Origin of the sequence: Paramicrobacterium chengjingii, from assembly GCF_011751765.2 — a bacterium.
Lineage (GTDB): Bacteria > Actinomycetota > Actinomycetes > Actinomycetales > Microbacteriaceae > Paramicrobacterium > Paramicrobacterium chengjingii.
In genome coordinates this window covers 1,933,176-1,959,498 of the sequence record NZ_CP061169.1, presented here as the reverse complement: position 1 = coordinate 1,959,498, position 26,323 = coordinate 1,933,176, and the positions used below count along the sequence as shown (strand labels likewise).

21 protein-coding genes and 3 rRNA genes are annotated in these 26,323 nt (G+C 60.6%); 21 read left to right on the top strand and 3 right to left on the bottom strand.

Going from position 1 to position 26,323, the window contains the following annotated elements:
• Positions 1–8: 8 nt before the first annotated feature.
• The 7 genes from argC to HCR76_RS09525 are packed head-to-tail and all read left to right on the top strand — an operon-like array spanning position 9 to position 7,289.
• Positions 9–1,052, top strand: coding sequence for an N-acetyl-gamma-glutamyl-phosphate reductase (gene argC, locus HCR76_RS09555; protein WP_166992931.1), 1,044 nt, complete (start codon positions 9–11; stop codon positions 1,050–1,052).
• On the top strand, positions 1,049–2,200 hold the full coding sequence (argJ, locus tag HCR76_RS09550) for a bifunctional glutamate N-acetyltransferase/amino-acid acetyltransferase ArgJ (RefSeq protein ID WP_166992934.1): 1,152 nt from the start codon (positions 1,049–1,051) through the stop codon (positions 2,198–2,200). Before argC ends, argJ begins: the two co-directional genes overlap by 4 nt.
• Positions 2,201–2,202: 2 nt before the next feature.
• Positions 2,203–3,111, top strand: coding sequence for an acetylglutamate kinase (gene argB / locus HCR76_RS09545; protein ID WP_166992936.1), 909 nt, complete (start codon positions 2,203–2,205; stop codon positions 3,109–3,111).
• Positions 3,108–4,292, top strand: a complete 1,185-nt coding sequence (locus tag HCR76_RS09540) for an acetylornithine transaminase (protein WP_166992939.1) — start codon at positions 3,108–3,110, stop codon at positions 4,290–4,292. The genes argB and HCR76_RS09540 overlap by 4 nt, the downstream gene beginning before the upstream one ends.
• A gap of 21 nt (positions 4,293–4,313) precedes the next feature.
• Positions 4,314–5,237 carry an ornithine carbamoyltransferase gene (argF, locus tag HCR76_RS09535; protein WP_166992942.1) on the top strand — a complete coding sequence of 308 codons (924 nt, stop codon included), beginning with the start codon at positions 4,314–4,316 and terminating at the stop codon, positions 5,235–5,237.
• A 13-nt stretch (positions 5,238–5,250) separates the two neighbouring features.
• Positions 5,251–6,681 (top strand): argininosuccinate lyase, encoded by a 1,431-nt coding sequence (gene argH / locus HCR76_RS09530; protein ID WP_166992945.1) that lies wholly within the window; start codon positions 5,251–5,253, stop codon positions 6,679–6,681.
• Positions 6,682–6,683: 2 nt separating this feature from the next.
• Positions 6,684–7,289: a DNA-3-methyladenine glycosylase gene (locus HCR76_RS09525; protein WP_166992948.1), complete on the top strand. Its 606-nt coding sequence runs from the start codon at positions 6,684–6,686 to the stop codon at positions 7,287–7,289.
• Between the two features lie 3 nt (positions 7,290–7,292).
• On the opposite strand, the gene HCR76_RS09520 is transcribed toward HCR76_RS09525, so the two are convergent.
• Entirely contained in the window at positions 7,293–7,892 is a 600-nt protein-coding gene (locus tag HCR76_RS09520) for a hypothetical protein (protein ID WP_166992951.1), read from the bottom strand.
• Between the two features lie 9 nt (positions 7,893–7,901).
• Positions 7,902–8,513: a DNA-binding protein gene (locus tag HCR76_RS09515; protein ID WP_166992954.1), complete on the bottom strand. Its 612-nt coding sequence runs from the start codon at positions 8,511–8,513 to the stop codon at positions 7,902–7,904.
• A 120-nt stretch (positions 8,514–8,633) separates the two neighbouring features.
• Between HCR76_RS09515 and tyrS the strand changes: the two genes are divergently transcribed.
• From tyrS to rrf, 4 genes are all read left to right on the top strand, one after another.
• A complete protein-coding gene (tyrS, locus tag HCR76_RS09510) occupies positions 8,634–9,938 on the top strand; it encodes a tyrosine--tRNA ligase (protein WP_166992957.1) in 1,305 nt (434 codons plus the stop codon).
• Positions 9,939–10,470: 532 nt separating this feature from the next.
• Positions 10,471–12,003: ribosomal RNA gene (locus HCR76_RS09505) — 16S ribosomal RNA — on the top strand.
• 392 nt (positions 12,004–12,395) lie between these two features.
• Positions 12,396–15,513: ribosomal RNA gene (locus tag HCR76_RS09500) — 23S ribosomal RNA — on the top strand.
• Positions 15,514–15,623: 110 nt separating this feature from the next.
• A 5S ribosomal RNA gene (gene rrf / locus HCR76_RS09495) occupies positions 15,624–15,740 on the top strand.
• Together the 16S, 23S and 5S rRNA genes form the textbook arrangement of a ribosomal RNA operon.
• Before the next feature lie 134 nt (positions 15,741–15,874).
• Here rrf and HCR76_RS09490 read toward each other — a convergent pair.
• Entirely contained in the window at positions 15,875–16,840 is a 966-nt protein-coding gene (locus HCR76_RS09490; RefSeq protein WP_166992998.1) for an NAD(P)H-dependent flavin oxidoreductase, read from the bottom strand.
• A gap of 151 nt (positions 16,841–16,991) precedes the next feature.
• On the opposite strand from HCR76_RS09490, the gene HCR76_RS09485 reads away from it, so the two are divergent.
• Genes HCR76_RS09485 through xerD form a run of 10 tightly spaced genes read left to right on the top strand, consistent with a single transcriptional unit; the run spans position 16,992 to position 26,318 of the window.
• The gene (locus HCR76_RS09485; RefSeq protein WP_198248031.1) at positions 16,992–17,780 is read left to right on the top strand and encodes a hypothetical protein; all 789 of its coding nucleotides are present in this window, start codon (positions 16,992–16,994) and stop codon (positions 17,778–17,780) included.
• The gene (locus HCR76_RS09480; protein ID WP_198248030.1) at positions 17,726–18,427 is read left to right on the top strand and encodes a hypothetical protein; all 702 of its coding nucleotides are present in this window, start codon (positions 17,726–17,728) and stop codon (positions 18,425–18,427) included. The genes HCR76_RS09485 and HCR76_RS09480 overlap by 55 nt, the downstream gene beginning before the upstream one ends.
• On the top strand, positions 18,402–19,430 hold the full coding sequence (locus tag HCR76_RS09475) for an HAD-IIA family hydrolase (RefSeq protein ID WP_166993180.1): 1,029 nt from the start codon (positions 18,402–18,404) through the stop codon (positions 19,428–19,430). Before HCR76_RS09480 ends, HCR76_RS09475 begins: the two co-directional genes overlap by 26 nt.
• A 44-nt stretch (positions 19,431–19,474) precedes the next feature.
• The gene (locus HCR76_RS09470) at positions 19,475–19,642 is read left to right on the top strand and encodes a hypothetical protein (RefSeq protein ID WP_166993000.1); all 168 of its coding nucleotides are present in this window, start codon (positions 19,475–19,477) and stop codon (positions 19,640–19,642) included.
• A complete protein-coding gene (locus tag HCR76_RS09465; RefSeq protein ID WP_166993003.1) occupies positions 19,639–20,445 on the top strand; it encodes a TlyA family RNA methyltransferase in 807 nt (268 codons plus the stop codon). The genes HCR76_RS09470 and HCR76_RS09465 overlap by 4 nt, the downstream gene beginning before the upstream one ends.
• Positions 20,442–21,347 carry an NAD kinase gene (locus HCR76_RS09460; RefSeq protein ID WP_166993006.1) on the top strand — a complete coding sequence of 302 codons (906 nt, stop codon included), beginning with the start codon at positions 20,442–20,444 and terminating at the stop codon, positions 21,345–21,347. Before HCR76_RS09465 ends, HCR76_RS09460 begins: the two co-directional genes overlap by 4 nt.
• Positions 21,344–23,065 (top strand): DNA repair protein RecN, encoded by a 1,722-nt coding sequence (gene recN / locus HCR76_RS09455; RefSeq protein ID WP_166993008.1) that lies wholly within the window; start codon positions 21,344–21,346, stop codon positions 23,063–23,065. The genes HCR76_RS09460 and recN overlap by 4 nt, the downstream gene beginning before the upstream one ends.
• Before the next feature lie 6 nt (positions 23,066–23,071).
• On the top strand, positions 23,072–24,769 hold the full coding sequence (gene pyrG / locus HCR76_RS09450; protein ID WP_198248029.1) for a CTP synthase: 1,698 nt from the start codon (positions 23,072–23,074) through the stop codon (positions 24,767–24,769).
• A gap of 8 nt (positions 24,770–24,777) precedes the next feature.
• Entirely contained in the window at positions 24,778–25,407 is a 630-nt protein-coding gene (locus tag HCR76_RS09445) for an NUDIX domain-containing protein (RefSeq protein WP_166993186.1), read from the top strand.
• Complete coding sequence (xerD, locus tag HCR76_RS09440) at positions 25,404–26,318, top strand: site-specific tyrosine recombinase XerD (protein WP_166993010.1); 915 nt, start codon at positions 25,404–25,406, stop codon at positions 26,316–26,318. Before HCR76_RS09445 ends, xerD begins: the two co-directional genes overlap by 4 nt.
• Positions 26,319–26,323 lie beyond the last annotated feature (5 nt).

Here is a 26,323-nt window from a genome sequence, read left to right as displayed (position 1 = left end):
GTAGAAGCATGACATTCACCGTCGCCGTTGCCGGCGCCTCAGGATATGCCGGGGGAGAGCTACTCCGGCTTCTCGCCGCGCACCCCGAGTTCGACATCACCACCGTGACTGCCCACTCCAACGCGGGAGCGCCGCTCGTCGCGCTGCAACCGCATCTGCGCTCACTGCGACACCTTACGTTGTCGGAGACGACGCCAGAGGTGCTCACGGGCCACGACATCGTTTTCGTGGCACTGCCTCATGGAAAATCTGGTGAGCTCACGTCGCACCTCGACGCTGACACGCTAGTCGTCGATTGCGGTGCAGACCACAGGCTCGAGTCTCAAGCAGACTGGGAATCATTCTACGGCGGAGACTATTTCGGTGCGTGGACGTACGGAGTTCCGGAGCTCATCACTCCCAACGGCAGGCAGCGGGACGCACTCGCGGGTGCTCGCCGCATCGCCGCACCGGGCTGCAACGCAAGCACCGTTGAACTTTCTCTAGCGCCCGGTATTGCCGTTGGGGTCATTGAGCCGACAGACATCGTCTCCGTCCTCGCCGTCGGCCCGTCGGGTGCAGGGAAGAGCCTCAAGCCGCACCTTCTGGCCGCGGAGGTTCTGGGTACCGCCAATCCGTACGCGGTTGGCGGCACGCACCGCCACATCCCCGAGATCTCTCAGGGACTTCGTTGGGCGGGAGCGTCAGAGGTAAGCCTCTCGTTCACTCCCGTCATCGTGCCGATGTCACGCGGCATTCTCGCCACCTCGACGGCCAAACTCGCCGAGGGCGTCACACCCGCTCACGTTCGTGAGGCCTGGGCCGCTGCCTACGTCGATGAACCATTCGTCGAGGTGCTTGACGCCGGACAGATGCCGAGAACAGCAGACGTTCTTGGTGCGAATACGGCGCTCATGGGCGTTGCCGTCGACGAGGCAGCAGGCCGTGTGATTGTTGTCACGGCCGTTGACAACCTCACGAAGGGAACCGCCGGCGCTGCCATCCAATCGGCAAATATCGCACTCGGACTGCCCGAAGAGACGGGCCTTACTGTGAATGGAGTAGCGCCGTGAGCGTGACAGAACCTCGAGGATTCACCGCGGCCGGCGTACCGGCAGGCCTCAAACACTCGGGCACGCGTGATCTCGCCCTCGTCGTCAACACAGGGCCACGTAATTCGGCAGCCGCCGTCTTCACGAGCAACCGTGCCGTGGCGAATCCCATCATCTGGTCGCGCCAGGTCATTCTTGACGGCGTGGTGTCTGCGATCGTTCTCAACTCGGGGGGCGCCAACTGCTTCACCGGCGAGCAGGGCTTCCAAGCGACGCACGCCACAGCCGAAGCCGTTGGCGATGCTCTCCACGTTTCGGCGAGCGACGTGCTGGTGTGCTCCACGGGGCTCATCGGCGAACAGCTCGACGTCGCGAAGATTCAAGCGGGAGTGGAGGATGCCGCAGACAACCTTGCTTCCGACGGCGGGGGGTACGCCGCGGAAGCCATCCTAACAACAGACACGCACACGAAGACTGCCGTGCGAACACGGAACGGCTACTCAATCGGCGGCATGGCGAAGGGAGCCGGAATGCTGGCACCCGGACTCGCGACAATGCTCGTCGCCATAACGACAGACGCCGACCTCGATGCGCGTGCCCTCGACCGTGCCCTGCGTTCCGCGACTCGTCAGACTTTTGATCGCCTTGACTCAGACGGCTGCATGTCGACGAATGACCAGGTGACTCTGCTCGCGTCTGGAGCATCCGGTGTGGTTCCAGATGAGAAGGAGTTCACTGGACTCCTCACAGACCTCTGCCATGATTTGGCTGGGCAGTTGCAGAGGGACGCTGAAGGCGCGAGTCATGACATTGCCATCACAGTAACGCAGGCTGCGAGCGAGGACGACGCTCTCGAGGTGGCCCGCTCCGTCGCGCGTAACAACCTGTTCAAAACAGCGATCTTCGGCAACGATCCGAACTGGGGCCGTGTGCTCGCGGCCATCGGAACGACGTCGGCGGAGTTCGACCCCTATAACGTCGACGTGTCAATGAACGGGGTGCGTGTCTGCCACGCGGGCGGCCCAGACGAGCCTCGCGAACGTGTTGACCTCACGGGCCGAGAGTGCACGGTGCTCATCGAGCTGAATGCGGGTGCGGAGTCGGCGACAATCCTGACGAACGATCTCACGCACGATTATGTGCACGAGAACAGCGCGTATTCGAGCTGACCATGACAATTCATGAAACCCAGTTATCCCGAGACGTCGCCCAAGAACGGGCCGCCACACTCATCGACACGCTCCCGTGGCTGACGCGCTACCGCGGCGCCCTCGTCGTCATCAAGTTCGGTGGCAATGCGATGGTGTCAGACGAGCTTAAAACGGCATTCGCCGAAGATATCGCCTATCTGCACCATGTCGGCCTTCATCCCGTCGTCGTGCACGGGGGAGGGCCACAGATCTCGCAGGCTCTCACCGATGCCGGCATCCACAGTGAATTCCGCGGCGGGTATCGAGTGACAACTCCCGAGGCAATGGACGTCGTACGTCGCGTACTGCGCGACGACGTGAATCGAGAGATCGTCGACCTCCTCAACGTGCACGGTGACCTTGCCATCGGCTTGTCGGGCGAAGACGCCAACCTGTTCACTGGCGAACGACGTCATGCTGTTATCGATGGCGTCGACGTTGATCTCGGGCGAGTGGGAGACATCGTCGCTGTCAACCCGGCCGTCGTACACAGCGCCATCGACGCAGGTCGCATTCCAGTGGTGTCGTCAATCGCGCCCGAACAGGGCGACCTTTCACGCCCCTTGAACGTGAACGCGGATGCTGCGGCTGGTGCCCTTGCCGCAGGGCTGGGCGCGGCGAGGTTCATTGTTCTGACGGATGTTGCCGGTCTTTACAGTGACTGGCCAGACACCACCTCACTGGTCACACGCATCTCAGCGGAGGAGCTACGGGGACTCATGCCGGCTCTTGAAGCTGGCATGATTCCCAAAATGGCGGCATGCCTCACGGCGGTTGACGGTGGCGTCAGCGCGGCATCGATCATCGATGGGCGCGTGCATCATTCAATCCTCCTCGAGCTCTTCACCGGGTCGGGCGTAGGTACGGAAGTCGTAAGGGAGAGCAAATGACGACCTGGCAAGAGCGTGTCGAACGCGACATGATGCACACTTTCGGGCCCACACAGGCAATGCTTGTACGCGGTGACGGGTGCTACGTGGAAGACGTCGACGGCAAGCGCTACCTCGACTTTCTCGGGGGCATCGCCGTCAACGTGCTGGGACATGCGCATCCGGTCGTTGTCGAGGCAGTGTCGCAGCAGGCTGCCGCGCTCATCCACGTGTCGAACTACTTCTCGACACCACCTCAGCTAGAGCTTGCCGCGCGTCTGAAAAGACTGACCGGGGCGGGAGAAGCCGGAAAGGTGTTCTTCTCCAACTCGGGAACCGAAGCGAATGAAGGTGCTTTCAAACTTGCACGGCTGAATGCCGGCGTCGACGGTAAGCGCACGCGCATCCTCTCGATGAAGAATTCTTTCCACGGCCGCACCATGGGAGCTCTCGCGATGACGGGCAAACCCGCTATGCATGCAGAGTTCGCTCCGATGCCCGGGGGAGTCGAGTACATCGACACAACGATCGCCGCCCTTGAGAACGCTATGGATGATCGTGTGGCCGCTGTCATCGTCGAGCCGATTAAGGGCGAAGCCGGTGTGCTCGAAGTTCCAACCGGTTTTCTCGAACGCGCGCGCGAACTCACGAGCAATGTCGGTGCGCTGCTCATTATCGATGAAATCCAAACCGGCGTCGGCCGCACCGGCAGGTGGTTCGCGTACCAGGCACACGGAATCACCCCCGATGTCGTTACCGTCGCCAAAGGAATCGCTGGAGGAGTGCCGATGGGGGCGATCGTCACCTTCGGTGCGGCGAGCGATCTGTTTCACCCGGGACAGCACGGAACGACATTCGGCGGAAACCCGTTGGCAACCGCAACGGCGAACGCCGTGCTCGGAGAGATCGAGACGGCAGGTCTCGTCGAGAACGCGACACGGCGCGGAGACCAGCTTCGATCGGCGATTGTCGGCATCGATTCTCCACTGATCTCCGGCGTCCGCGGGCGCGGCCTGCTCCTCGGAATCGAATTGACAAGATCCGTGGCATCAGAGCTGCACGCGGCTGCACTCGCAGAGGGCCTGATCGTGAACGCGCCCAACGCGGAGACCATCCGTCTCGCTCCCCCTCTCATCATTGGCGACGCTGAAATCGCCGAGTTTGACGCGCGGTTCCGTGCTGCGCTCACTGCAATCAACTGACCTCATATTCGAAAGAGCACAATGACCCGACATTTCCTTCGCGACGACGACATCACGCCATCTGAGCAGACAGAGATTCTCGACCTCGCCCTCGAGCTCAAGGCAGACCGCTGGTCGCAGAAGCCACTTGCGGGGCCGCAAACGGTCGCCGTGATCTTCGATAAGTCCTCGACGCGTACTCGGGTCTCGTTCGCCGTCGGCATCGCCGATCTCGGTGGTGTTCCGCTCATCATCTCCACGGCAAACAGCCAGCTCGGGGGGAAAGAGACGCCGAAAGACACCGCCCGCGTGCTTGAGCGCATGGTCTCGGCAATTGTCTGGCGCACCTACGGTCAGATGGGGCTCGAAGAAATGGCGAATGGCACGACCGTTCCCGTGATCAACGCGCTGTCCGATGATTTTCACCCGTGTCAGCTCCTCGCCGACCTGCTCACCATCCGTGAGCACAAAGGCAAACTTGCCGGGTTGACGCTCACGTTCATCGGCGATGGAGCCTGCAATATGGCGCAGTCCTACCTGCTCGCAGGAGCTACAGCGGGAATGCACGTGCGCATCGCTTCCCCTGACGGATATTCCCCGAACGAACAGGTCGTCGCCGATGCTCGCGCTCGCGCCAAGCAAACTGATGGTTCGGTAAGCATCCTCACAGACCCTGCGGCCGCTGCCTCTGACGCCGACGTGATCGTCACTGACACCTGGGTGTCTATGGGCAAAGAAGAAGAGAAGTCCGCGCGCCTTGATTCGCTGGCCGCCTATCGTGTAGATGAACGGCTAATGGCACAGGCGAAACCGGATGCTGCATTTATGCACTGCCTTCCCGCGGACCGCGGATTCGAGGTCTCCGCCGACGTGATCGACGGTCCGCAAAGCATCATCTGGGACGAAGCAGAGAACAGACTCCACGCGCAGAAGGCCCTCATGGTTTGGCTCCTTGAGCGGGTCTGACGGAAAGGACGACATGACCACGAATCGTGCAGGCGAAGCGGGGGCCCTCTGGGGCGGTCGATTCGCAAGCGGACCATCGCCCGAGCTCGCGGCTCTGAGCAAATCGACGCAGTTCGACTGGACACTCGCGCACTACGACATTCTCGGTTCGAAGGCACACGCGACGGCGCTCGCTGCTGCCGGCTATCTCACCGACGACGAGCGTGTCGCAATGCACACCGCCCTCAGCGAGCTCGATGCGCAGGTGACTGACGGTCGCTTCGTCGCAGCAGAGTCGGATGAAGACGTGCACAGCGCGCTCGAACGAGGCCTCATCCTGATCGCCGGAAAGGATCTCGGCGGAAAGCTTCGCGCAGGTCGCAGCCGCAATGATCAGATTGCCACACTCGTGCGGCTCTATCTGCGAGATCATGCCCGGGTGATCAGCCTCCAACTTGTTCAGCTCATCGACGCACTCGTGTCGCAAGCGGAGGCGCACCCTGACGTCGCACTTCCGGGCCGCACCCACCTGCAGCATGCGCAGCCCGTACTCCTCGCTCACCATCTTCTGGCTCACGCGTGGCCCCTCGTGAGAGACCTCGAGCGCATCCGCGATTGGCTGGTCAGAGCATCCGCTTCCCCCTACGGCGCAGGGGCCCTTGCCGGCAGCACGCTCGGGCTCGACGCCGGGCTTGTGGCCAGAGAACTCGGTCTGACACGCCCGAGCGAGAATTCTCTCGACGCGACGGCGAGCCGTGATGTGGTCGCCGAGTTCTCCTTCATAACGGCGATGGTCGGCATCAATCTCTCGCGGTTCTCAGAGGAAATCATTCTCTGGAACTCGCGGGAATTCGACTACGTCACCCTCGACGATGGCTATTCAACGGGGTCGAGCATCATGCCGCAGAAGAAGAACCCCGACATTGCGGAGCTCGCACGAGGAAAGTCGGGGCGGCTCATTGGCAATCTCTCCGGGCTGCTTGCCACGCTCAAGGGGCTGCCGCTCGCCTACAACAGGGATTTGCAAGAAGACAAGGAGCCCATCTTCGACACCGTGAGTACCCTTGAAGTGCTGTTGCCGGCATTCACGGGGATGGTGGCGACACTCCGGTTCAACACGGAGCGCATGGCAGCCCAGGCGCCGCAGGGGTATTCGCTCGCGACAGACGTCGCCGAATGGCTCGTAAAGCAGGGAGTAGCGTTCCGCGATGCGCATGAGATCAGCGGGGAACTCGTTGCGCACTGCGAGAGGCTCGGAATCGACCTCGATGAGCCTGACGATGAGACGCTGACGCAGATATCCGCCCACCTCACTCCCGAGGTGCGCAGCGTGCTGTCCGTCAGCGGCTCCATCGGCAGTCGACTGGGAGCCGGGGGCACAGCACCTGAGCGGGTCGCTGAGCAGCAGACGGAACTGGTCGATCGCGTTACGGCGCTCAGCCACGAACTTGGGCTGACCCACTGACGATGGCGCTTGACCGTGCCCTCCTCCTGGCGTCCGCCGTGGAGCTCGGCCCCAGTCTCTTGGGGAGCTTGATCAGCCACACGACGCCAGAGGGAACCGTGACGATCCGGCTGAGTGAGCTTGAAGCCTATGTGGGCAACGGGGTCGATCCTGGCTCTCATGCGCACCGTGGCAAAACGAAGCGCAATGCGTCGATGTTCGGTGAACCCGGACATCTCTACGCCTACTTCACGTACGGTATGCACGTCTGCGGCAACATCGTGTGCTCGCCGGAGGGTCAACCCTCGGGATTGCTCATGCGCGGTGGCGAGGTTGTCGAGGGAATCGAACTCGCGAGACACAGGCGCACTACAACGAACACCGACCGTGATCTTGCTCGCGGACCCGGGCGTCTTGCGGTGGCGCTCGGCATTCAGCTAGCCGATGACGGTTCCGACGTTTTCGCTCCGCCGTTTCTGCTGCGCGCGGGCGGGCAATCGGGACGAGTCTTGTCCGGTCCCCGAACCGGTGTCAGTGGACCTGGCGGCAGCAGTTCGTACCCGTGGCGCTTCTGGATTGAGGGCGATCCCACAGTGTCGCCATATAAACGGCATCCGCGAGCAGAGTGACTTTTACGCAACGGCGAGCAGCCAGACGCCCGCGGAGGCGGTTGCCCAGATAATGCTCGTGAGAGTGCCGATGATGAACCGTTCGCGGGATTCTGATTCTGCAAGCTCTGTAAATCGGCCGACGCCCTTCACCGCGACGACGACAGCGAAAGCCCCGGGGAATCCTGCCATCAGTGACGCTGCGATCGCGAGACGCTCGAGAACACCGATGACAAGCCCGCCGCGCATCACCTCTTCGGTTTTTGCAGGTGCGACATAGGGAGTATCTGTGATGCGGCGGTCTGAGCGAGCCAGAAGAATTCCGCCGTGCGTGCCTTGTGTCACAGTTCCTCGTGTTGCCGCTTCCAGCACGACGGTCGCCGCCGGGCCGCCGCCAACGACCGCGATGACAAGGCTGAGACCCGCGACGCCGACGGTAACAGGGAGGGGGAGCGGATCGAACGGCAGTGCTGCGAGGGCGAGTGCCGCGGCAAGAAATGCACCGGAGACGATCACGATCGCGGCACGCGGGCGCCGAATCGACGCAATGGCGAACACGGTCGCAACAGCGAGGAACACGACGATTGTCGCCCAATAGACGGTGTCCAGAATCTCGAACGGCATGGCTGCTCCTTACGCGTCTGGCAGTGGGTTGAGGTTCTCGAGCATACGCACCAGGGCGCTGACTGCGGCATCCTCCTGCCTAATGCCGGCGGCTCGCACGCGCAGGCTGACGGCTCCTGGTGTTATTCCCAGGCGTTCGGCTGCCTCGGCCTGGGTCATACCGGTGGAGAGGAGGTCGCGCACTTCCCACCCACCATCCGTGCGTCGATCGAGTACAAGCAGAAGGATGCTCACAAGCGCGTCGAGGTCCTCAGCCTGCTGTCGATCGACGCGTGCTCCGGGCTCACACGCGAATCGCACGAGTCGGGGCTTCGCGCGCTCGACTGCGGTGCGTGCGGCGAAGAATGCGTCCCCGGTCGATGCTCTCGTCGAGCTTCCGAGCGGGAACTCCACGTCACCTGGTGCGAGGCCGATGCTCCATCTGCCCTCGCGAAAGAGCTCAAGTGTGATCGAGAGCGCTGTTGTTGCATCGGCGGTGAGGAGCTGGATCTCGTCTCCCGCTGTACGCTCGGCGGGAAGCTCGAGGGCTCGCTTGTGGGTCGAGTTGACCGCTGCGAGGGTGTCTTCAACGGCATCGCTCGTGTGGCGGCTGTCTACTTGGTCTGCGGTGATGACGAACATGAGGCTCCGTTCAGGCTGAACCGTGAACTCAGCATACTTTAGTTAAAACTCAAAAGCTAACGATAATAAGGAAATAAGCTAAAGTGCGGCGAATTGAGGAAGGACGGCGCTGGTACTGTAATGAACGTGTCGAATCCTGTGCTTTCACCTCAGACAAATGATGCTGCCTTTGACGACATCTGGGACGAACTCGTGTGGCGAGGCCTCGTCCACGTGTCGACAGATGAATCGGCGCTGAAAGAGCTTCTCGCGGGAGAGCCGATCACCTATTACTGCGGGTTCGACCCCACAGCAGAGAGTCTGCATCTCGGGCACCTGGTTCAACTGCTCACGCTGCGGCGGCTTCAGCTTGCGGGACACAAGCCTCTCGGCCTCGTCGGGGGCTCGACCGGTCTTGTAGGCGACCCGCGTCCCTCTGCCGAGCGCACGCTGCAGACGAAAGAGAAGGTGGCCGAGTGGGTTGCCTCGCTCGGCGCCCAAATCGAAAACTACTTGAGCTTCGAGGGCGACAATCGCGCCCGAATGGTGAACAACCTTGATTGGACGAGCAATCTCACGGCGATTGATTTTCTCCGCGATGTCGGAAAGCATTTCAGGGTTGGCGCGATGCTCAAGAAAGATGCCGTGTCTGCGCGCCTCAACTCAGATGCCGGGATCAGCTTCACCGAGTTCAGCTACCAGCTCCTGCAGGCTCTTGATTTTCTTGAACTCTACCGGCGCCATGGCTGTGTGCTGCAGACCGGTGGCAGTGATCAGTGGGGGAACCTCGTGGGGGGCACCGACTTGGTTCACCGAGTGGAAGGGGTCAGCGTACATGCGTTCGGCACCCCGCTCATCGTCAACTCCGACGGAACAAAGTTCGGCAAGAGCGAGGGCAATGCCATTTGGCTTAACCCGTCGATGACGTCCCCGTACGCGTTTTACCAGTTCTGGGTGAATGCGGCAGATGCCGATGTAATCGAACGACTCAAAGTCTTCACGTTCTTGAGCAGAGCTGAGATCGAAGATTATGCTGCCACCGTCGCGAACGAGCCGTTCAGGCGCGAAGCGCAGAAGCGACTGGCGTGGGAGGTTACCTCGCTCGTGCACGGAGAAGCGGCGACGCAGGCGGCCATCGATGCAGCGGGCGCCCTCTTTGGCCAGGGCGATCTGACAGCACTCGATGAGGCAACTCTTGAGGCGGCACTCGCAGAGCTGCCGAACACGGCGAGCACACCGGGCGCGAGTGTCGCGCAGCTTCTCGTCGATACCCGTCTGACGAAGAGCCTCGGCGAAGGACGGCGAGCCATCGAGCAGGGCGGCGTCTACCTCAACAATGCCAAAGTGACAGCGGTGGATGCCGTCGCGGACCAACTGCTGCATGACCGGTTCCTCGTCCTGCGTCGCGGTAAGAAGACGCTCGCCGGCGTCACAGTCAATCTCTGAGTGGACCCTCGAAACGGCGGTTGTTCTCCATGGGGAACAGCCGCCGTTTTCCGCCTCCAGCGCTGGCCGATATCCGACTGTCGCTTACGACACGCCCGGGCGCCTGGCGTGATTTGCCGAGCGAGTGAACTCTGCGTAAAGTATTCATCTGTCGCCACAAAGGTGCCGAAGAGCGAGAAGCTCACGGGCCTCAATCGGCGAAATCATCCCACACGGCCTCGACATTGCGTCGGAATAGCTCGTGTGCAGATGGTAAGATTGCAAGGTTGCTCCAGAGTGATGTGCTTCCGGTTGGGGGTGTTGATTTTTGGGTGCGTCTGGTCCTTGAGAACTCAATAGCGTGCACATGTCAAATGCCAATTATTTGAACCTCGGCCTCGCATTTTTTGTGGGGTTGGGATTCCTTTGAAATTGATTGATAGCGAATGTCAGTTTTGATGTTTGTTTTGTCATGATTGAACTCGTGTTTCGCCTCTTTTTGGGGTGTTTCGCGTTGATGTTTTGCTGGCCTTTTTTGGTCAGTGTTTATGCATTTACGGAGAGTTTGATCCTGGCTCAGGACGAACGCTGGCGGCGTGCTTAACACATGCAAGTCGAACGATGATGCTGGAGCTTGCTCTGGTGGATTAGTGGCGAACGGGTGAGTAACACGTGAGTAACCTGCCCCTGACTCTGGGATAAGCGCTGGAAACGGTGTCTAATACTGGATATGACTCATGGCCGCATGGTCTGTGGGTGGAAAGGGTTTTACTGGTTGGGGATGGACTCGCGGCCTATCAGCTTGTTGGTGAGGTAATGGCTCACCAAGGCGACGACGGGTAGCCGGCCTGAGAGGGTGACCGGCCACACTGGGACTGAGACACGGCCCAGACTCCTACGGGAGGCAGCAGTGGGGAATATTGCACAATGGGCGAAAGCCTGATGCAGCAACGCCGCGTGGGGGATGACGGCCTTCGGGTTGTAAACCTCTTTTGTCGAGGAAGAAGCTTTTAGGAGTGACGGTACTCGGAGAAAAAGCACCGGCTAACTACGTGCCAGCAGCCGCGGTAATACGTAGGGTGCGAGCGTTGTCCGGAATTATTGGGCGTAAAGAGCTCGTAGGCGGTTTGTCACGTCTGCTGTGAAATCTGGAGGCTCAACCTCCAGCCTGCAGTGGGTACGGGCAGACTAGAGTGCGGTAGGGGAGATTGGAATTCCTGGTGTAGCGGTGGAATGCGCAGATATCAGGAGGAACACCGATGGCGAAGGCAGATCTCTGGGCCGCTACTGACGCTGAGGAGCGAAAGGGTGGGGAGCAAACAGGCTTAGATACCCTGGTAGTCCACCCCGTAAACGTTGGGAACTAGATGTGGGGGCCTTTCCACGGTCTCCGTGTCGCAGCTAACGCATTAAGTTCCCCGCCTGGGGAGTACGGCCGCAAGGCTAAAACTCAAAGGAATTGACGGGGGCCCGCACAAGCGGCGGAGCATGCGGATTAATTCGATGCAACGCGAAGAACCTTACCAAGGCTTGACATATACGAGAACGCTGCAGAAATGTAGTTCTCTTTGGACACTCGTATACAGGTGGTGCATGGTTGTCGTCAGCTCGTGTCGTGAGATGTTGGGTTAAGTCCCGCAACGAGCGCAACCCTCGTTCTATGTTGCCAGCACGTAATGGTGGGAACTCATGGGATACTGCCGGGGTCAACTCGGAGGAAGGTGGGGATGACGTCAAATCATCATGCCCCTTATGTCTTGGGCTTCACGCATGCTACAATGGCCAGTACAATGGGCGGCGATACCGTGAGGTGGAGCGAATCCCAAAAAGCTGGTCCCAGTTCGGATCGTAGTCTGCAACTCGACTACGTGAAGTCGGAGTCGCTAGTAATCGCAGATCAGCAACGCTGCGGTGAATACGTTCCCGGGCCTTGTACACACCGCCCGTCAAGTCATGAAAGTCGGTAACACCCGAAGCCGGTGGCCTAACCCCTTGTGGGAGGGAGCTGTCGAAGGTGGGACCGGTAATTAGGACTAAGTCGTAACAAGGTAGCCGTACCGGAAGGTGCGGCTGGATCACCTCCTTTCTAAGGAGCAACTGGCACCGTTTGGTGTCCAGCAGGCTGTTTCAGGACCGAATGTGTTCTGACGGCTGCTCATGGGTGGAACATTTGATATGGCCGGTCTGGTGGCTGGGTTGTTGGAGTACGCCTCTTTTGGGGGTGGGAAACAGTGGTCTGGTTGTTGGGTTGGCGTGCACGTTATTGGGTCCTGAGGGACCAGGCAGGCTCACCTTTTGGTGGGGTTGCGGGTTTCTCGGATCGTGGGTGGTTTCTTTTTTGGGGACTGCTTTCGGTACCGACCGTACGTTGAGAACTACACAGTGGACGCGAGCATCTTAGAAACACATTTTTGTGTTTCATAACATGGTCTAAATTTTTCTTATTTATAAGATTTATTTCGATTCATACTCATGTTGTATCAAGTTTCTAAGAGCAAACGGTGGATGCCTTGGCATCTGGAGCCGAAGAAGGACGTCGTAATCTGCGATAAGCCTCGGGGAGCTGATAAACGAGCTTTGATCCGAGGATTTCCGAATGGGGAAACCCGGCTGGGGCCCTTTGGGGTGCCTGGTCACTCCCGTCTGAATGTATAGGGCGGGGTGAGGGAACGTGGGGAAGTGAAACATCTCAGTACCCACAGGAAGAGAAAACAATAGTGATTCCGGTAGTAGTGGCGAGCGAACCCGGATCCGGCTAAACCGGTCATGTGTGATACCTGTCAGGGGTTGCATGGTCGGGGTTGTGGGACTTTTCTCATCATGCTGACATGTGGTGGGCGTTGAGAGTGGTATAGGCGAACGGTTTTGAACGGCCGGTCAGAGAGGGTGCGAACCCCGTAGCCGAAATGCCATGATCGCGTGAAGAGTATCCCAAGTAGCACGGGGCCCGAGAAATCCCGTGTGAATCTGTCAGGACCACCTGATAAGCCTAAATACTCCCAGATGACCGATAGCGGACAAGTACCGTGAGGGAAAGGTGAAAAGTACCCCGGGAGGGGAGTGAAATAGTACCTGAAACCGTTTGCTTACAATCCGTTGGAGCAGCCTTGTAGCTGTGACAGCGTGCCTTTTGAAGAATGAGCCTGCGAGTTAGCGATATGTGGCGAGGTTAACCCGTGTGGGGTAGCCGTAGCGAAAGCGAGTCTGAATAGGGCGATTCAGTCGCATGTCCTAGACCCGAAGCGAAGTGATCTATCCATGGCCAGGCTGAAGCGTGTGTAAGAGCACGTGGAGGGCCGAACCCACTTCAGTTGAAAATGGAGGGGATGAGCTGTGGATAGGGGTGAAAGGCCAATCAAACTTCGTGATAGCTGGTTCTCTCCGAAATGCATTTAGGTGCAGCGTTGCGTGTTTCTTTCCGGAGGTAGAGCTACTGGATGGCTAATGGGCCTCAACAGGTTACTGACGTCAGCCAAACTCCGAATGCCGGAAAGTGAGAGCGCAGCAGTGAGACGGTGGGGGATAAGCTTCATCGTCGAGAGGGAAACAACCCAGACCACCATCTAAGGTCCCTAAGCGCGTGCTAAGTGGGAAAGGATGTGGAGTTGCAGAGACAACCAGGAGGTTGGCTTAGAAGCAGCCACCCTTGAAAGAGTGCGTAATAGCTCACTGGTCAAGTGATTCCGCGCCGACAATGTAACGGGGCTCAAGCACGCCACCGAAGTTGTGGCATTGACATTAGTAACTCAGCCGCGGACTTGTTCCGTTGGTTCAGGTGTGTTGATGGGTAGGAGAGCGTCGTGTGGCCGGTGAAGCGGCGGTGTAAACCAGCCGTGGAGGCTACACGAGTGAGAATGCAGCATGAGTAGCGAAAGACGGGTGAGAAACCCGTCCTCCGGAAGACCAAGGGTTCCAGGGCCAGGTTAATCCGCCCTGGGTAAGTCGGGACCTAAGGCGAGGCCGACAGGCGTAGTCGATGGACAACGGGTTGATATTCCCGTACCGGCGAAGAACCGCCCAAGCTAATCCAGTGGTGCTAAGAGTCCTAGCCGGGGCATTGAAGCTTCCCTTTTCGAAGGGGGTGGATGGTCTCGGTGAACGCTCGACCCCATGCTGGTGCGGTTAGCGTATTAACAGGTGTGACGCAGGAAGGTAGTCGGTCCTGGGCGATGGTTGTCCCAGGCCAAGGCTGTAGGCCGGGAGATAGGTAAATCCGTCTCCCATCAGGCTGAGAGTTGAAGGGGAACCCGTAAAGGGTATGATCCGATGATCCTATGCTGCCAAGAAAAGCATCGACGCGAGGTTCTAGCTGCCCGTACCCCAAACCGACACAGGTGGTCAGGTAGAGAATACTAAGGAGATCGAGAGAATCGTGGTTAAGGAACTCGGCAAAATGCCCCCTAACTTCGGGAGAAGGGGGGCCACCGCTTATACCGCTTGACGCGGGAAAGGGTGTGGTGGCCGCAGAGACCAGTGGGAAGCGACTGTTTACTAAAAACACAGGTCCGTGCCAAGTCGCAAGACGATGTATACGGACTGACGCCTGCCCGGTGCTGGAAGGTTAAGAGGAACGGTCAACCCTTTCGGGTGAAGCTGTGAATTTAAGCCCCAGTAAACGGCGGTGGTAACTATAACCATCCTAAGGTAGCGAAATTCCTTGTCGGTAAGTTCCGACCTGCACGAATGGCGTAACGACTTCCCAGCTGTCTCAACCACGAACTCGGCGAAATTGCATTACGAGTAAAGATGCTCGTTACGCGCAGCAGGACGGAAAGACCCCGTGACCTTTACTACAGCTTGGTATTGGTGTTCGGTGTGGCTTGTAGGTAGGTGGGAGACTATGATGCGGGCACGCTAGTGTTCGTGGAGTCGTTGTTGAAATACCACTCTGGTCACTCTGGATATCTAACTTCGAACCGTGATCCGGTTCAGGGACAGTGCCTGGTGGGTAGTTTTAACTGGGGCGGTTGCCTCCTAAAGAGTAACGGAGGCGCCCAAAGGTTCCCTCAACCTGGTTGGCAATCAGGTGGCGAGTGTAAGTGCACAAGGAGCTTGACTGTGAGACTGACAGGTCGAGCAGGACGAAAGTCGGACTAGTGATCCGGCAGTGGCTTGTGGAAGCGCTGTCGCTCAACGGATAAAAGGTACCTCGGGGATAACAGGCTGATCTTGCCCAAGAGTCCATATCGACGCATGGTTTGGCACCTCGATGTCGGCTCGTCGCATCCTGGCTGGAGTAGGTCCAAGGTTGGCTGTTCGCCCATTAAAGCGGTACGCGAGCTGGGTTTAGAACGTCGTGAGACAGTTCGGTCCCTATCCGCTGCGCGCGCAGGAAATTTGAGAGGATCTGACCCTAGTACGAGAGGACCGGGTTGGACGAACCTCTGTATTCAGTTGTCACGCCAGTCATCGCTGATTAGCTACGTTCGGGATGGATAACCGCTGAAAGCATCTAAGCGGAAGCCGGCTCGAGATGAGATTTCCATCCCCACTTGTGGGGGAGAGGCTCCCAGAGACGACTGGGTTGATAGGCCAGATGTGGAAGCACCGCAAGGTGTGGAGCTGACTGGTACTAATAAGCCGATAACTTGATAACACTCATACATGCTGTATGTATCGCGTCCACTTTGTGGTTCCTGACGCACGGTCAGAACCAAACAACACACCCACCACGGGTATGTTCATAACGTAAGCGTCAATGATTGTTACGGCGGTCATAGCGAGAGGGAAACGCCCGGTCACATTCCGAACCCGGAAGCTAAGGCTCTCAGCGCCGATGGTACTGCAGGGGGGACCCTGTGGGAGAGTAGGACACCGCCGGACTTAACCTAAACACAGCGAAGGCCACCCCACACCGGGTGGCCTTCCTGCATTAACCCACAACAACACAAACAGCGGGTTGAACGATGTAAAGGGGCATATACCGATCTCGGTATATGCCCCTTTGCGCGGGTAGCTCAGAAGCGGCTCCCGTGAAGGTAGTCGCGGTACGAGGCGAAGTCGTCAACGATCTCGGCCGCAGTTTCAACTCGCGTGATCATCGCTGATCCTTCACCCGCGTAGATCGGTCCCACGTCGAAGCGGGAACTCGCGCGCGCATCGTTCATATCGGCAGTGATCACGTCGGTGGTAGCTACCTGCCGCTCGAGATCGTCTTCTCGGCCGTGCCAGGTGTCGCTGAACTCATTCGAGAGAGCACGACCGCCGTAATGCGGTGGCCATGAGCTGCGCTGCGCAATATCAAAGACTCGGGTGTACACAGTGTCACCGCATTGAGCGTCGATGACGCGTTGCCTGGCAGCATCCGGAAACTGCGATTCGGTGGCAACGGCGAACCGTGTGCCGACCCATGCGCCGACGGCCCCCGCCGCGATGACCGCGGCGAGCCCTCGTGGCGTCGTCACGCCGCCTGCAGCCACGAGCGGAATGTCCGTGTGTTGTGCGGCCAACTGCAAAAAGGGCAGGGCACCGATGTCATTTCTGCCATGCCCTCCCGCTTCCGAGCCGCGTACGATAATGCCGTCGACGCGTGCGTCGGCTGCCTGTTCAAGCTCGTCGGCATTACCCACCTGGGCAAGGAGAACAGCTGGCGTCTCTCGAATTGCAGTGATCGCGTCGTCACAGCCGCCGAATCCGAGCGACACGACATCAGGCTGGTGTGCCAGCACTGCATGCAGCGGAGCCATGTCGCGTTCGAGGGCAAACGAGAGGAACCCCGCTCCCCATACCGCGCCGTCGTTGTGGAGCCGCTCACCAGACCGGGACAGCATGCTGAGATCTGGCGTTCCCGTGACGCCCAGCATGCCGATTCCGCCTGCCGCGCTGACCGCGGAGGCGAGTTCAACGCCAGCTGCGCCAGCCATCGACGCGTTAAAGACGGGAACTTCTCGAGCGGCGAGCAGCGTGGACAGCGCGTTCATCATGGTTTCAGTCTATTGACGTAAACTTATCGAGGAGCGGCTACAGCTGGTCCCACAAACTCAATATGCGCATCCGACCAGGAGGACCCCACCATGACGAACGACAGCGACGACTCAGAGCGCTCTTCAGAGTCACGTCGGGGCAAGGATGCGCGTGATCGGCACACTGACGCCGATCGCGGAGTTTCACGAGGCTCGCGTGACAATGATCGCCGTGCTCCACGTAACGGAAACCGAAAGTACACACCTCGAGACGGCGGAGACCGTCGCCCGCCGCGCGATGGTGATCGTCGACCACAACGCGACGGTGATCGTCGTCCGGCTCGTGACGGAAACCGAAAGTACACGCCGCGAGATGCCGGCGATCGTCGACCGCCTCGCGACAACGACGGCCGTCAGCCACGTAACGGGGGACGTACATTCTCGCCGCGTGACGACACTCGACGTCCGCAGCGTGACAATGACAATCGTTCGCCTCGAGACGGCGACCGAAAGTACACACCTCGAGACGGCGAAGACCGCCGCCCGCCGCGTGATGGTGACCGCAGGTTCGGGAAGCGAGACGGTGATCGTCGGCCTCCACGCGAGGGTGATCGTCGTGGAGGTCGTCCGGAGCGTGGAGGCCGTCCCGACCGTGGTGGTTCAGGGAGCAAACAGCTCTGGACACGGGATGGCAAACCCGCGCGCGGCGACCGAAGCGCGCCAGCATACGAAGAGGAGCTCACTGAAGAGCAGATTCGGCAACGCGAGCTTCGGTCGGTGCGCTCGAGGCACGATGATCCGGACATTCCCGACGAGATCACGGAACAGGATCTGCACAGATCCGCACGCAACGAGCTCAAGACGCTGTCGAAGGAGAACGCAGAGGGCGTGGCTCGACACTTGGCAATGGTTGCGCATCTCATCGACGATGACCCCGAGCTTGCGCATCGGCACGCCGTGAGTGCCTCTCGCCGTGCCGGTCGCATTGCTGTGGTGAGAGAGACACTCGCGGTTACCGCTTATCGCACGGGTGATTTTGCACTCGCGCTCAGAGAGCTGCGCACATACCGCCGAATCAGCGGCTCTGACGAGCAGCTTCCGCTCATGGTCGACAGCGAGCGCGGCGTGGGCCGACCGGAACGCGCACTTGAGCTCGGGCGCTCGGTTGACAGGTCGAAACTGAGCCCAGGCGTGCAGGCAACCCTCGCAATTGCGATGTCGGGTGCCCGACTCGACCTTGGTCAGACTGCGCTCGCGCTGAGCGAATTGCAGATCCCTCAACTTGACCCGACCGTTGCCTTCAGTTGGAGCCCTGGCCTCTTCGATGCCTATGCCGAGGTTCTCGAAGAGCTTGAGCGGCATGACGAGGCGGAGGTCTGGCGGTCACGCGCAGAAGTTGCCGCCGCGGCACTCGACGAGGCGGATCGGGTCGACGAAAACGAGACGATCATGGTCGTTGAAGAGGAGCATGAGCAGGAGCAGCCTCTCGAGATCGGCGACACCGCCGACGAGGGCAGCCAGGATGCCCCGCGCGATGATGATGTTTCCGAGGAACACACTCACGATGACCAGGAGGCCGTTGATGGTGCTGCGCCGTCGCACGACTAAGACAGTGATGCCGCTTGATGGAATCGACGCGGTGCTTGCCGACCTCGATGGAGTGGTCTACGCGGGGCACAAGGCAATTCCGCATGCCGTCGAGAGCCTCACACGGGTGGCCGAGAGCATCCGTGTGGGGTATATCACCAACAATGCTGCGCGCACCGATGCTGTTGTGGCTGAGCAGCTGCGCGGGTATGGGCTTGAGACGACTCCTCGTGACGTGATCACCAGCCCGCAGGCCGCCGTTCGTCTTCTGCGCACGAAGGTTGCTGACGGCGCGCTCGTGCTTGTTGTTGGGGGAGAAGGACTGATCGATGAGCTGACGAAGGCCGGCTATCGGGTGACCAGAAGCGCAGAAGACGGGCCGGATGCCGTGGTACAAGGGTTTGCTCCCGACGTGGACTGGGCCCAGCTCGCCGAGGCCGCATATGCCCTACAAGATGGCCGCGACGCAAATGACCTGCCCTGGATTGCGACGAATACCGACTGGACGATCCCACGCGATCGTGGAATCGCCCCGGGCAACGGCACGCTTGTCTCTGCCGTGCACACCGCGGTCGGACGCCTCGCCGAGGTGGCGGGCAAACCGGAGGTGCCGATTTTCGAAGAGGCCAGGCTCCGCTTCGAAGCCCAGCATCCGCTTGTCATCGGCGATCGCCTCGACACTGACATCCTCGGTGCGAACCGGGCCGGTATCTCCTCCCTGCTTGTTCTGACGGGCGTCGACCAGGCGAAGCACGTTCTTGCAGCACCAGAGGGCTCGCGCCCTGATTTCGTCGTGTCTGATCTGCGCGAGCTATTCGAGCCATATCCCGTGACAGTCCTCTCGCGTGACAACACGCAGGCACACGTCGGAGACGCCGTTGTGCGAGTGGTTGACGACACACAGATTGACGTCGTGCGCGACGGGGATTCCGCGCTCAACAGGCTGCGTGCTGCCAGCGCGGTGATCTGGGCAAGCGGCCGTCAGATCTTCGGCTTCAACGTTCCGGAAAGGCTCTACTCATAGCGTGCCTGCCCGGCCCAGCGTCGGCCAGCTTGTACGCTAAGGATGTGACGAACGACGAAGAGCAGGGCTCGATCGACCCGGACGCACTCGTGTCGAGACTGTCGCTGATCGAGGAGCGTCCCTTGGCCGAGCGCGCCGCTGCCTACGGTCGTCTGCATGATGAATTGAATCGGGTGCTCGAGGGAAGCGACAACGAGAGTTCTCCACGGTGACGGCTCGCCGCCTGGATGCCGCTCTCGTCGCGCGTGGGCTCGCGCGCTCCCGGGCCGCAGCCGTCGAACTGATTTCCTCGGGTAACGTTTCGGTCGATGATCGACCAATTGTGAAACCGTCGACGCAGGTGGGCGAACGTGCACGCATTGATGTCTCTGGAGCAGATCACTATGTGAGCAGGGGAGCGCACAAGCTGAACGCTGCTCTCGACCTCTTCGACTGCGCGGTTGCGGGGAGGCTTGCACTCGATATCGGGGCATCAACCGGCGGCTTCACTCAGGTGCTTCTGGAGCGCGGCGCGCGCGAGGTGATCGCCCTCGATGTCGGCCATGACCAGCTCGCCGAATCACTCCGCGACGATTCCCGCGTTCGCATGATCGAGGGCTTCAACGTGCGTGATCTCAGTCGGGATGCACTCGCTGAGCATGCCAATACCTCGGGCATTCCGAGCATCGTGGTCGGTGATCTCTCCTTCATCTCTCTGCGGTACGTCTTTGCTCCGCTGCGGCAGGTGATTAACGACGATGCCGAGGTGGTCTTGCTGATCAAACCTCAATTCGAGGTGGGCCGATCCGGAGTGCGGGAAGGCATTGTGAAAGACGCGGGCCGCCGCATTGACGCTGTGCAGTCCGTGCTTTGGTCAGCGTGGGATTGCGGCCTCGGGGTCGTGGGTCTTGAACGCTCACCCATTGTCGGAACTCATGGAAACGCCGAATACCTTGTCCACATGCACGCACAGCACGGCTCGAATCCGACAGAATGGATGCTGCGGGCAGAACAACTTGCGGGAGGTGCCGAATGACTACGCTGCGGTCGATTCTGGTCGTTTCGCACACGGGACGGAGTGACTCCATAGAGGCGGCGGCGAACGTCATCCGGCAACTCAGGGAATCTGGCATTCGTCCCGTGCTGGTTGAGGAAGAGCGCGAGCAGCTGATGCGTGCCGGTGCCGATATCGAGGGCGTCGATACACTCGATAGCGAGCACGTCGACGATCTTGAACTGGTGATGGTGCTTGGCGGTGACGGCACCATCCTGCGAGCTGCCGAACTCGTACGCGACCACGCTGTGCCGATGCTCGGAGTCAATCTGGGGCACGTCGGTTTTCTTGCGGAACTCGAGCGCGACGACTTGGCAAACGCGGTGCAGCGTGTTGTCGAGCGAGACTACGCGGTTGAGGAGCGCATGACGCTCGACGTCTCCGTCACCATCGGAGGCGAAATTGTCTACGCGACATGGGCGCTCAACGAGGCAACCGTCGAAAAGGCGAGTCGTGAACGGATGCTGGAACTCGTCGTTCAGGTTGATCAGCGTCCGCTCGTGTCGTTCGGTGCCGACGGCGCAGTGATCTCGACGCCAACCGGATCGACAGCGTATAACTTCTCGGCGGGGGGCCCGATCATCTGGCCGACGGTCGAAGCGATCACCCTCGTGCCGTTGAGTGCACACGCGCTGTTCGCAAAGCCGATCGTGATCGCCCCCGACTCGACGCTGGCGATTGACGTACTCGGTCGAAGCGACGGCATCGGGGTGCTCTGGTGCGACGGACGGCGCACATTCGAACTCGAGCCGGGCTCTCGTGTCAATGTTGAGCGTTCCGACACACCAGTAAAGCTCGCGCGTCTTCATGACAGCCCGTTTACCGACAGGCTCGTGCGGAAGTTCCATCTTCCGGTGAGCGGTTGGAGGGGACCAGCTGCATGATCGAAGAGATCGAGATCTCCGACCTCGGAGTCATTGCCGGGGCAACGCTTCCGCTCGGCCCCGGCTTCACAGCGATCACCGGTGAGACGGGGGCGGGAAAGACGATGGTGGTCACCGCCCTTGGCCTTTTGCTCGGTGGCCGTGCCGACGCCGCGACAGTTCGCTCCGGCGCATCGAACGCGAGAGTCGACGGTCGCTGGGTGGTTCCCGAGTCCGGTGCCGTCTCAGAACGCGTGGGCGAAGCGGGCGGCGACGTCGATCCCTTCGGATCGAACGGAGACGCCGAGTTGACGCTTGGTCGAACGGTGACCGCGGAAGGCCGCAGCCGGGCCCAGGTCGGAGGTCGCAGCGCTCCCGTCGGTGTACTGTCGGAGCTCAGCAGCCACCTCGTTGCCGTGCACGGGCAATCGGATCAGATTCGCCTCCGCTCGCAGTCCGCACAGCGTGATGCGCTCGATCGCGCCGCCGGTGCCGATCTTGACGACGCGCTCACCCGATACCGGGCGGCGTTTGACACGTGGCAATCACACTCCGAAGAGCTCGACTCGCTCACGCGCGACAAAACGGCGCGAGAGTCCGAAGCCGAAAGCCTGCGCGCAGCAATGGACGAGATCGAGCAAGCGGCTCCGCAACCCGGAGAAGACGAGCACCTCGCTTCGACGGCCGAACGGCTCACCAACCTCGAGGAACTCCGGCTCGCCGCGGCCGGTGCCAGGGAGTCTGTGTCGACGGAGCTAGCCGACGGAGACGACGTTCTTGCGCTCATTGAGAGTGCGCGCCGGTCTCTCGAACGGGTCGTCGATGTCGACGAGACGTTGCAGCCGATAGCGGAGCAACTGCAGAATCTCAGTTTTATGGCGTCTGAGACAGCGGGCGAGCTCTCGAGCTACCTCGCATCGCTCGACGCAGACGACAGCCACGAGCTTGAGGCGATCAACGAGCGCAGGGCGCTGCTCACGGCGCTCATGCGCAAGCACGGGCCGACGCTCGACGATGTCATCGCGACACTCGATCGTGGAAGTACGCGACTGCTCGAGATCGACGGCGACTCCGAGCGCATCGATGCGTTGACAGAGCAGGTTGACGTCGACGCACAGGAGCTCGACGCGGCAGCATCCGCACTCACCAACGTTCGCCGAGTCACTGCAACCCGGCTCGGGGCCGCGATCAGCGACGAGCTCTCGGCCCTGGCGATGCCGGACGCCACTGTCGTCATCGAGGTGACGGAAAAGAGCGAGTACACGCTGTCGGGACGCGACACTGTTGCATTCCTGCTTCGCCCACATAAAGGGGCCGAACCCCGTGCATTGTCGAAGGGCGCATCGGGGGGTGAGCTTTCACGTGTGATGCTTGCGATCGAGGTTGTCATCTCGGCATCCGATCCTGTTCCAACGTATGTGTTCGACGAGGTGGATGCCGGTGTCGGCGGGGCAGCTGCAATCGAGATTGGCCGTCGACTCGCTCTGCTTGCGCGACACGCCCAGGTGATTGTCGTCACCCATTTGGCTCAGGTTGCGGCATTCGCGTCGAACCATCTCACTGTTGTCAAAGAAAGCGACGGATTGGTGACGGCGTCGAGCGTTACGCGGCTGGAAGGCGACGCTCGCACTGCAGAGATGACTCGGCTTCTATCTGGGCTCGCCGACAGTGATTCTGGACGCGCCCACGCTGAAGAGCTGTTGGAGCTCGCTCGGCCCGAATCGAAGGTGATAGGATAAAAGCCCGTGGCGAACATTTCTGAAACGGGTAACTCTCACGACACAACCAAGCACATATTTGTGACTGGCGGTGTCGTTTCTTCTTTGGGCAAGGGCCTGACGGCAGCAAGCCTCGGCAACCTTCTCACCGCGCGTGGTCTTCGCGTTGTGATGCAGAAGCTTGATCCGTACCTCAACGTCGATCCGGGAACGATGAACCCGTTTCAGCACGGCGAGGTGTTCGTCACCGATGATGGTGCCGAGACCGACCTCGACATCGGGCACTACGAGCGGTTTCTCGATATCAACCTGACTCAGGCCGCGAACGTGACCACCGGGCAGGTCTATTCCACGGTGATCCAGAAGGAACGCCGCGGAGAGTATCTCGGCGACACCGTTCAGGTGATTCCGCACATCACAGACGAGATCAAACGACGGATGCGCCTGCAGGCGACGGAGACTCCGAAGCCAGACGTCATCATCACCGAGGTGGGCGGCACGATCGGCGATATCGAGTCGCAGCCCTTCATCGAAGCAGCTCGTCAGGTTCGTCATGAGCTCGGCCGCGACAGCGTGTTCTTTGTTCACGTATCGCTCGTTCCGTTCATGGGCGCCTCGGGAGAGCAGAAGACGAAGCCGACTCAGCATTCTGTCGCGGCTCTGCGCTCCATCGGCATTCAGCCCGACGCACTCGTGCTGCGCAGCGACCGGCCCGTTACCGAGAGCAACAAGCGCAAGATCGCCCTCATGTGCGACGTCGATGAGCGCGCCGTGGTGAACACCGTTGATGTGCCGTCGATCTACGAAATTCCCTCGACTCTGCACGACCAAGGGCTCGACGCCTACATCATGAACGCCCTCGGCCTGAGCGCCGGCGACGTCGACTGGACGCGGTGGAACACGGTGCTCGACGCCGTGCACGAGCCGAAAGACGAAGTCACGATCGGCATTGTGGGCAAGTACATCGATCTTCCCGACGCGTACCTGTCGGTGACGGAGGCCATCAAGGCCGGTGGGTTCGCCCATAAGACTCACGTGACGCTCACGTGGATTCCGTCAGATGAATGTGAGACGCCGGAAGGCGCGGCTAAGGCCCTTGCCGGAGTTGACGGCATCTGCGTTCCTGGCGGGTTTGGTATTCGCGGCATCGAGGGAAAGCTCGGCGCTCTCACCTATGCGCGAACCAACGGCATCCCGACCCTTGGACTCTGTCTCGGGCTTCAGTGCATGGTGATCGAGTATGCGCGCAGCGAAGCAGGGCTCGCGGGCGCGAGTTCTACAGAATTCGACGCGCAGACGCAACATCCGGTTATCGCGACGATGGCGGAACAGGTCGACATCATTGCCGAGGGCGACCTGGGCGGCACCATGCGCCTCGGAATGTACCCCGCGGTGCTTGCGGACGGTTCGATCGTGAACGAGCTCTATGGCGCCGACGAGGTGTCTGAGCGCCACCGTCACCGTTATGAGGTGAACAATGCATATCGGGACCGCATTTCGGAGGCAGGGCTCGTGTTCTCGGGCACGTCACCCGATGGCGGCCTTGTCGAGTACGTGGAGCTTCCGCGCGCAGTTCACCCGTTCTATGTTGCCACGCAGGCACACCCCGAGCTGCGTTCACGGCCCACAGACGCCCATCCGCTCTTCGCCGGACTCGTTGCGGCAGCGCTCGACCGGCACAAGGCGAGCCTGCTGTTCGACGACGAAGTGACGCAGAGCGCGTGACGAGCACAATGCGTCCGCTTCACGACGAGATCACCCCGGCCGAGCTCGAGTCGAGCGACGTTGCGTTCCACGGGCATGTCTGGGATATCAGGCGAGACACCTTTCGGCTGAACAACGCGTCGATAACGCGCGAGTATATGGATCACACCGGCGCCGTCGCGATTCTCGCTCTCGACGAGCACGACCGCGTGCTGCTGATCAACCAGTACCGGCACCCTGTTCGGGCGCGGCTCTGGGAGATCCCGGCGGGGCTCCTCGATATCAATGCGGAGCACCCCCTCGACGCTGCGAAGCGGGAGCTCGCGGAGGAAGCCGACGTTGAAGCAAACGAGTGGGCTGTGCTCTCGGAGTTTTACACGTCGCCTGGGTCGAGTGACGAGGCAATCCGCATCTACCTCGCCCGCGGCATCAGCGCTCTACCCGAACGGTTCGACCGCGAGGACGAAGAGGCTGACATCGAGAAGCGCTGGGTGAATCTTGACGAGATCACGGATGCTGTTCGCGCACGCGCCGTGCAGAATCCGTCGCTCGTCACCGGTGTGCTCTCTGCGTTCATCGCCCGACAGCGCGACTGGACGGGGCTCGGAGCAGCCGACTCCGACTGGCCGCGGCTTCGTCAACGAGGCATCGCGGAATGATCCTCGAGCGTTCGATCGACACGTTTCTGAGACACGTGCGGATCGAACGCGGCCTGGCCGAGAATACCGTGTGGGCGTACACGCGCGATCTCTCGCGCTACCGTGAGTGGCTCGACGAGAATGGCGTCGACGCCTTCACCGACGTCACCGGTGCACACGTCACGGCCTTTCTGCGCAGCCTCTCGCAAAGCGGCGAGAAGAAATTGTCGCCGACGTCGATTGCGCGTTCGCTGTCTTCTGTGCGAAGCCTTCACCGTTTTCTGCTCGAAGAAGGTGTTGTCGCCATCGATGTGGCGAAAGAGGTCAAGCCTCCCAAGCAGCAGGACAGACTACCGAAGGCGATATCGATCGCACAGGTCGAGGCTCTGCTGGCGACAGCATCCGGTGATGCGCCGCAGGCCATCAGGGACCGCGCACTACTCGAGCTGCTCTACGCGACGGGCGCACGTGTGTCAGAAGTGTGCTCGCTCAACGTTGACGACGTGGTCGACACCGATATCGTACGGCTGACGGGAAAAGGCGACAAGCAGCGCATCGTGCCGATCGGGAGCTACGCGCGCACGGCGCTCGACGAGTATCTCGTGCGCGTGCGCCCGGCGCTTTCCGCGCGGGGAGCAGCGACGCCCGCACTTTTTCTCGGATTGCGCGGCCAGCGGGTGTCACGCCAGAATGCCTGGCTGATCATCAAGGCCGCTGCCGACCGCGCCGGCCTCGCTGAGCACGTCTCTCCCCACACGCTCCGACATTCTTTCGCAACGCACCTCTTGCAAGGGGGAGCCGACGTGCGTGTGGTGCAGGAGCTGCTGGGGCACTCCTCGGTGGCGACAACCCAAATCTATACGCTGGTGACCGCCGACACCCTGCGAGACATGTACACGCAGTCGCACCCTCGCGCCCGCGCAGATTCGTAGCGTCC

Bases quoted from the DNA above. Each gene is read 5' to 3' on its own strand.
- tyrS (WP_166992957.1), top strand. From the start codon at position 8,634: ATGAACGTGTCGAATCCTGTGCTTTCACCTCAGACAAATGATGCTGCC.
- HCR76_RS09445 (WP_166993186.1), top strand. From the start codon at position 24,778: ATGCGTCCGCTTCACGACGAGATCACCCCGGCCGAGCTCGAGTCGAGC.
- HCR76_RS09490 (WP_166992998.1), bottom strand. From the start codon at position 16,840: ATGATGAACGCGCTGTCCACGCTGCTCGCCGCTCGAGAAGTTCCCGTC.
- argF (WP_166992942.1), top strand. From the start codon at position 4,314: ATGACCCGACATTTCCTTCGCGACGACGACATCACGCCATCTGAGCAG.
- HCR76_RS09515 (WP_166992954.1), bottom strand. From the start codon at position 8,513: ATGTTCGTCATCACCGCAGACCAAGTAGACAGCCGCCACACGAGCGAT.
- HCR76_RS09540 (WP_166992939.1), top strand. From the start codon at position 3,108: ATGACGACCTGGCAAGAGCGTGTCGAACGCGACATGATGCACACTTTC.
- recN (WP_166993008.1), top strand. From the start codon at position 21,344: ATGATCGAAGAGATCGAGATCTCCGACCTCGGAGTCATTGCCGGGGCA.
- HCR76_RS09525 (WP_166992948.1), top strand. From the start codon at position 6,684: ATGGCGCTTGACCGTGCCCTCCTCCTGGCGTCCGCCGTGGAGCTCGGC.
- argB (WP_166992936.1), top strand. From the start codon at position 2,203: ATGACAATTCATGAAACCCAGTTATCCCGAGACGTCGCCCAAGAACGG.
- xerD (WP_166993010.1), top strand. From the start codon at position 25,404: ATGATCCTCGAGCGTTCGATCGACACGTTTCTGAGACACGTGCGGATC.
- argC (WP_166992931.1), top strand. From the start codon at position 9: ATGACATTCACCGTCGCCGTTGCCGGCGCCTCAGGATATGCCGGGGGA.
- HCR76_RS09520 (WP_166992951.1), bottom strand. From the start codon at position 7,892: ATGCCGTTCGAGATTCTGGACACCGTCTATTGGGCGACAATCGTCGTG.
- HCR76_RS09475 (WP_166993180.1), top strand. From the start codon at position 18,402: ATGGTGCTGCGCCGTCGCACGACTAAGACAGTGATGCCGCTTGATGGA.
- HCR76_RS09460 (WP_166993006.1), top strand. From the start codon at position 20,442: ATGACTACGCTGCGGTCGATTCTGGTCGTTTCGCACACGGGACGGAGT.
- HCR76_RS09480 (WP_198248030.1), top strand. From the start codon at position 17,726: ATGGTTGCGCATCTCATCGACGATGACCCCGAGCTTGCGCATCGGCAC.
- argH (WP_166992945.1), top strand. From the start codon at position 5,251: ATGACCACGAATCGTGCAGGCGAAGCGGGGGCCCTCTGGGGCGGTCGA.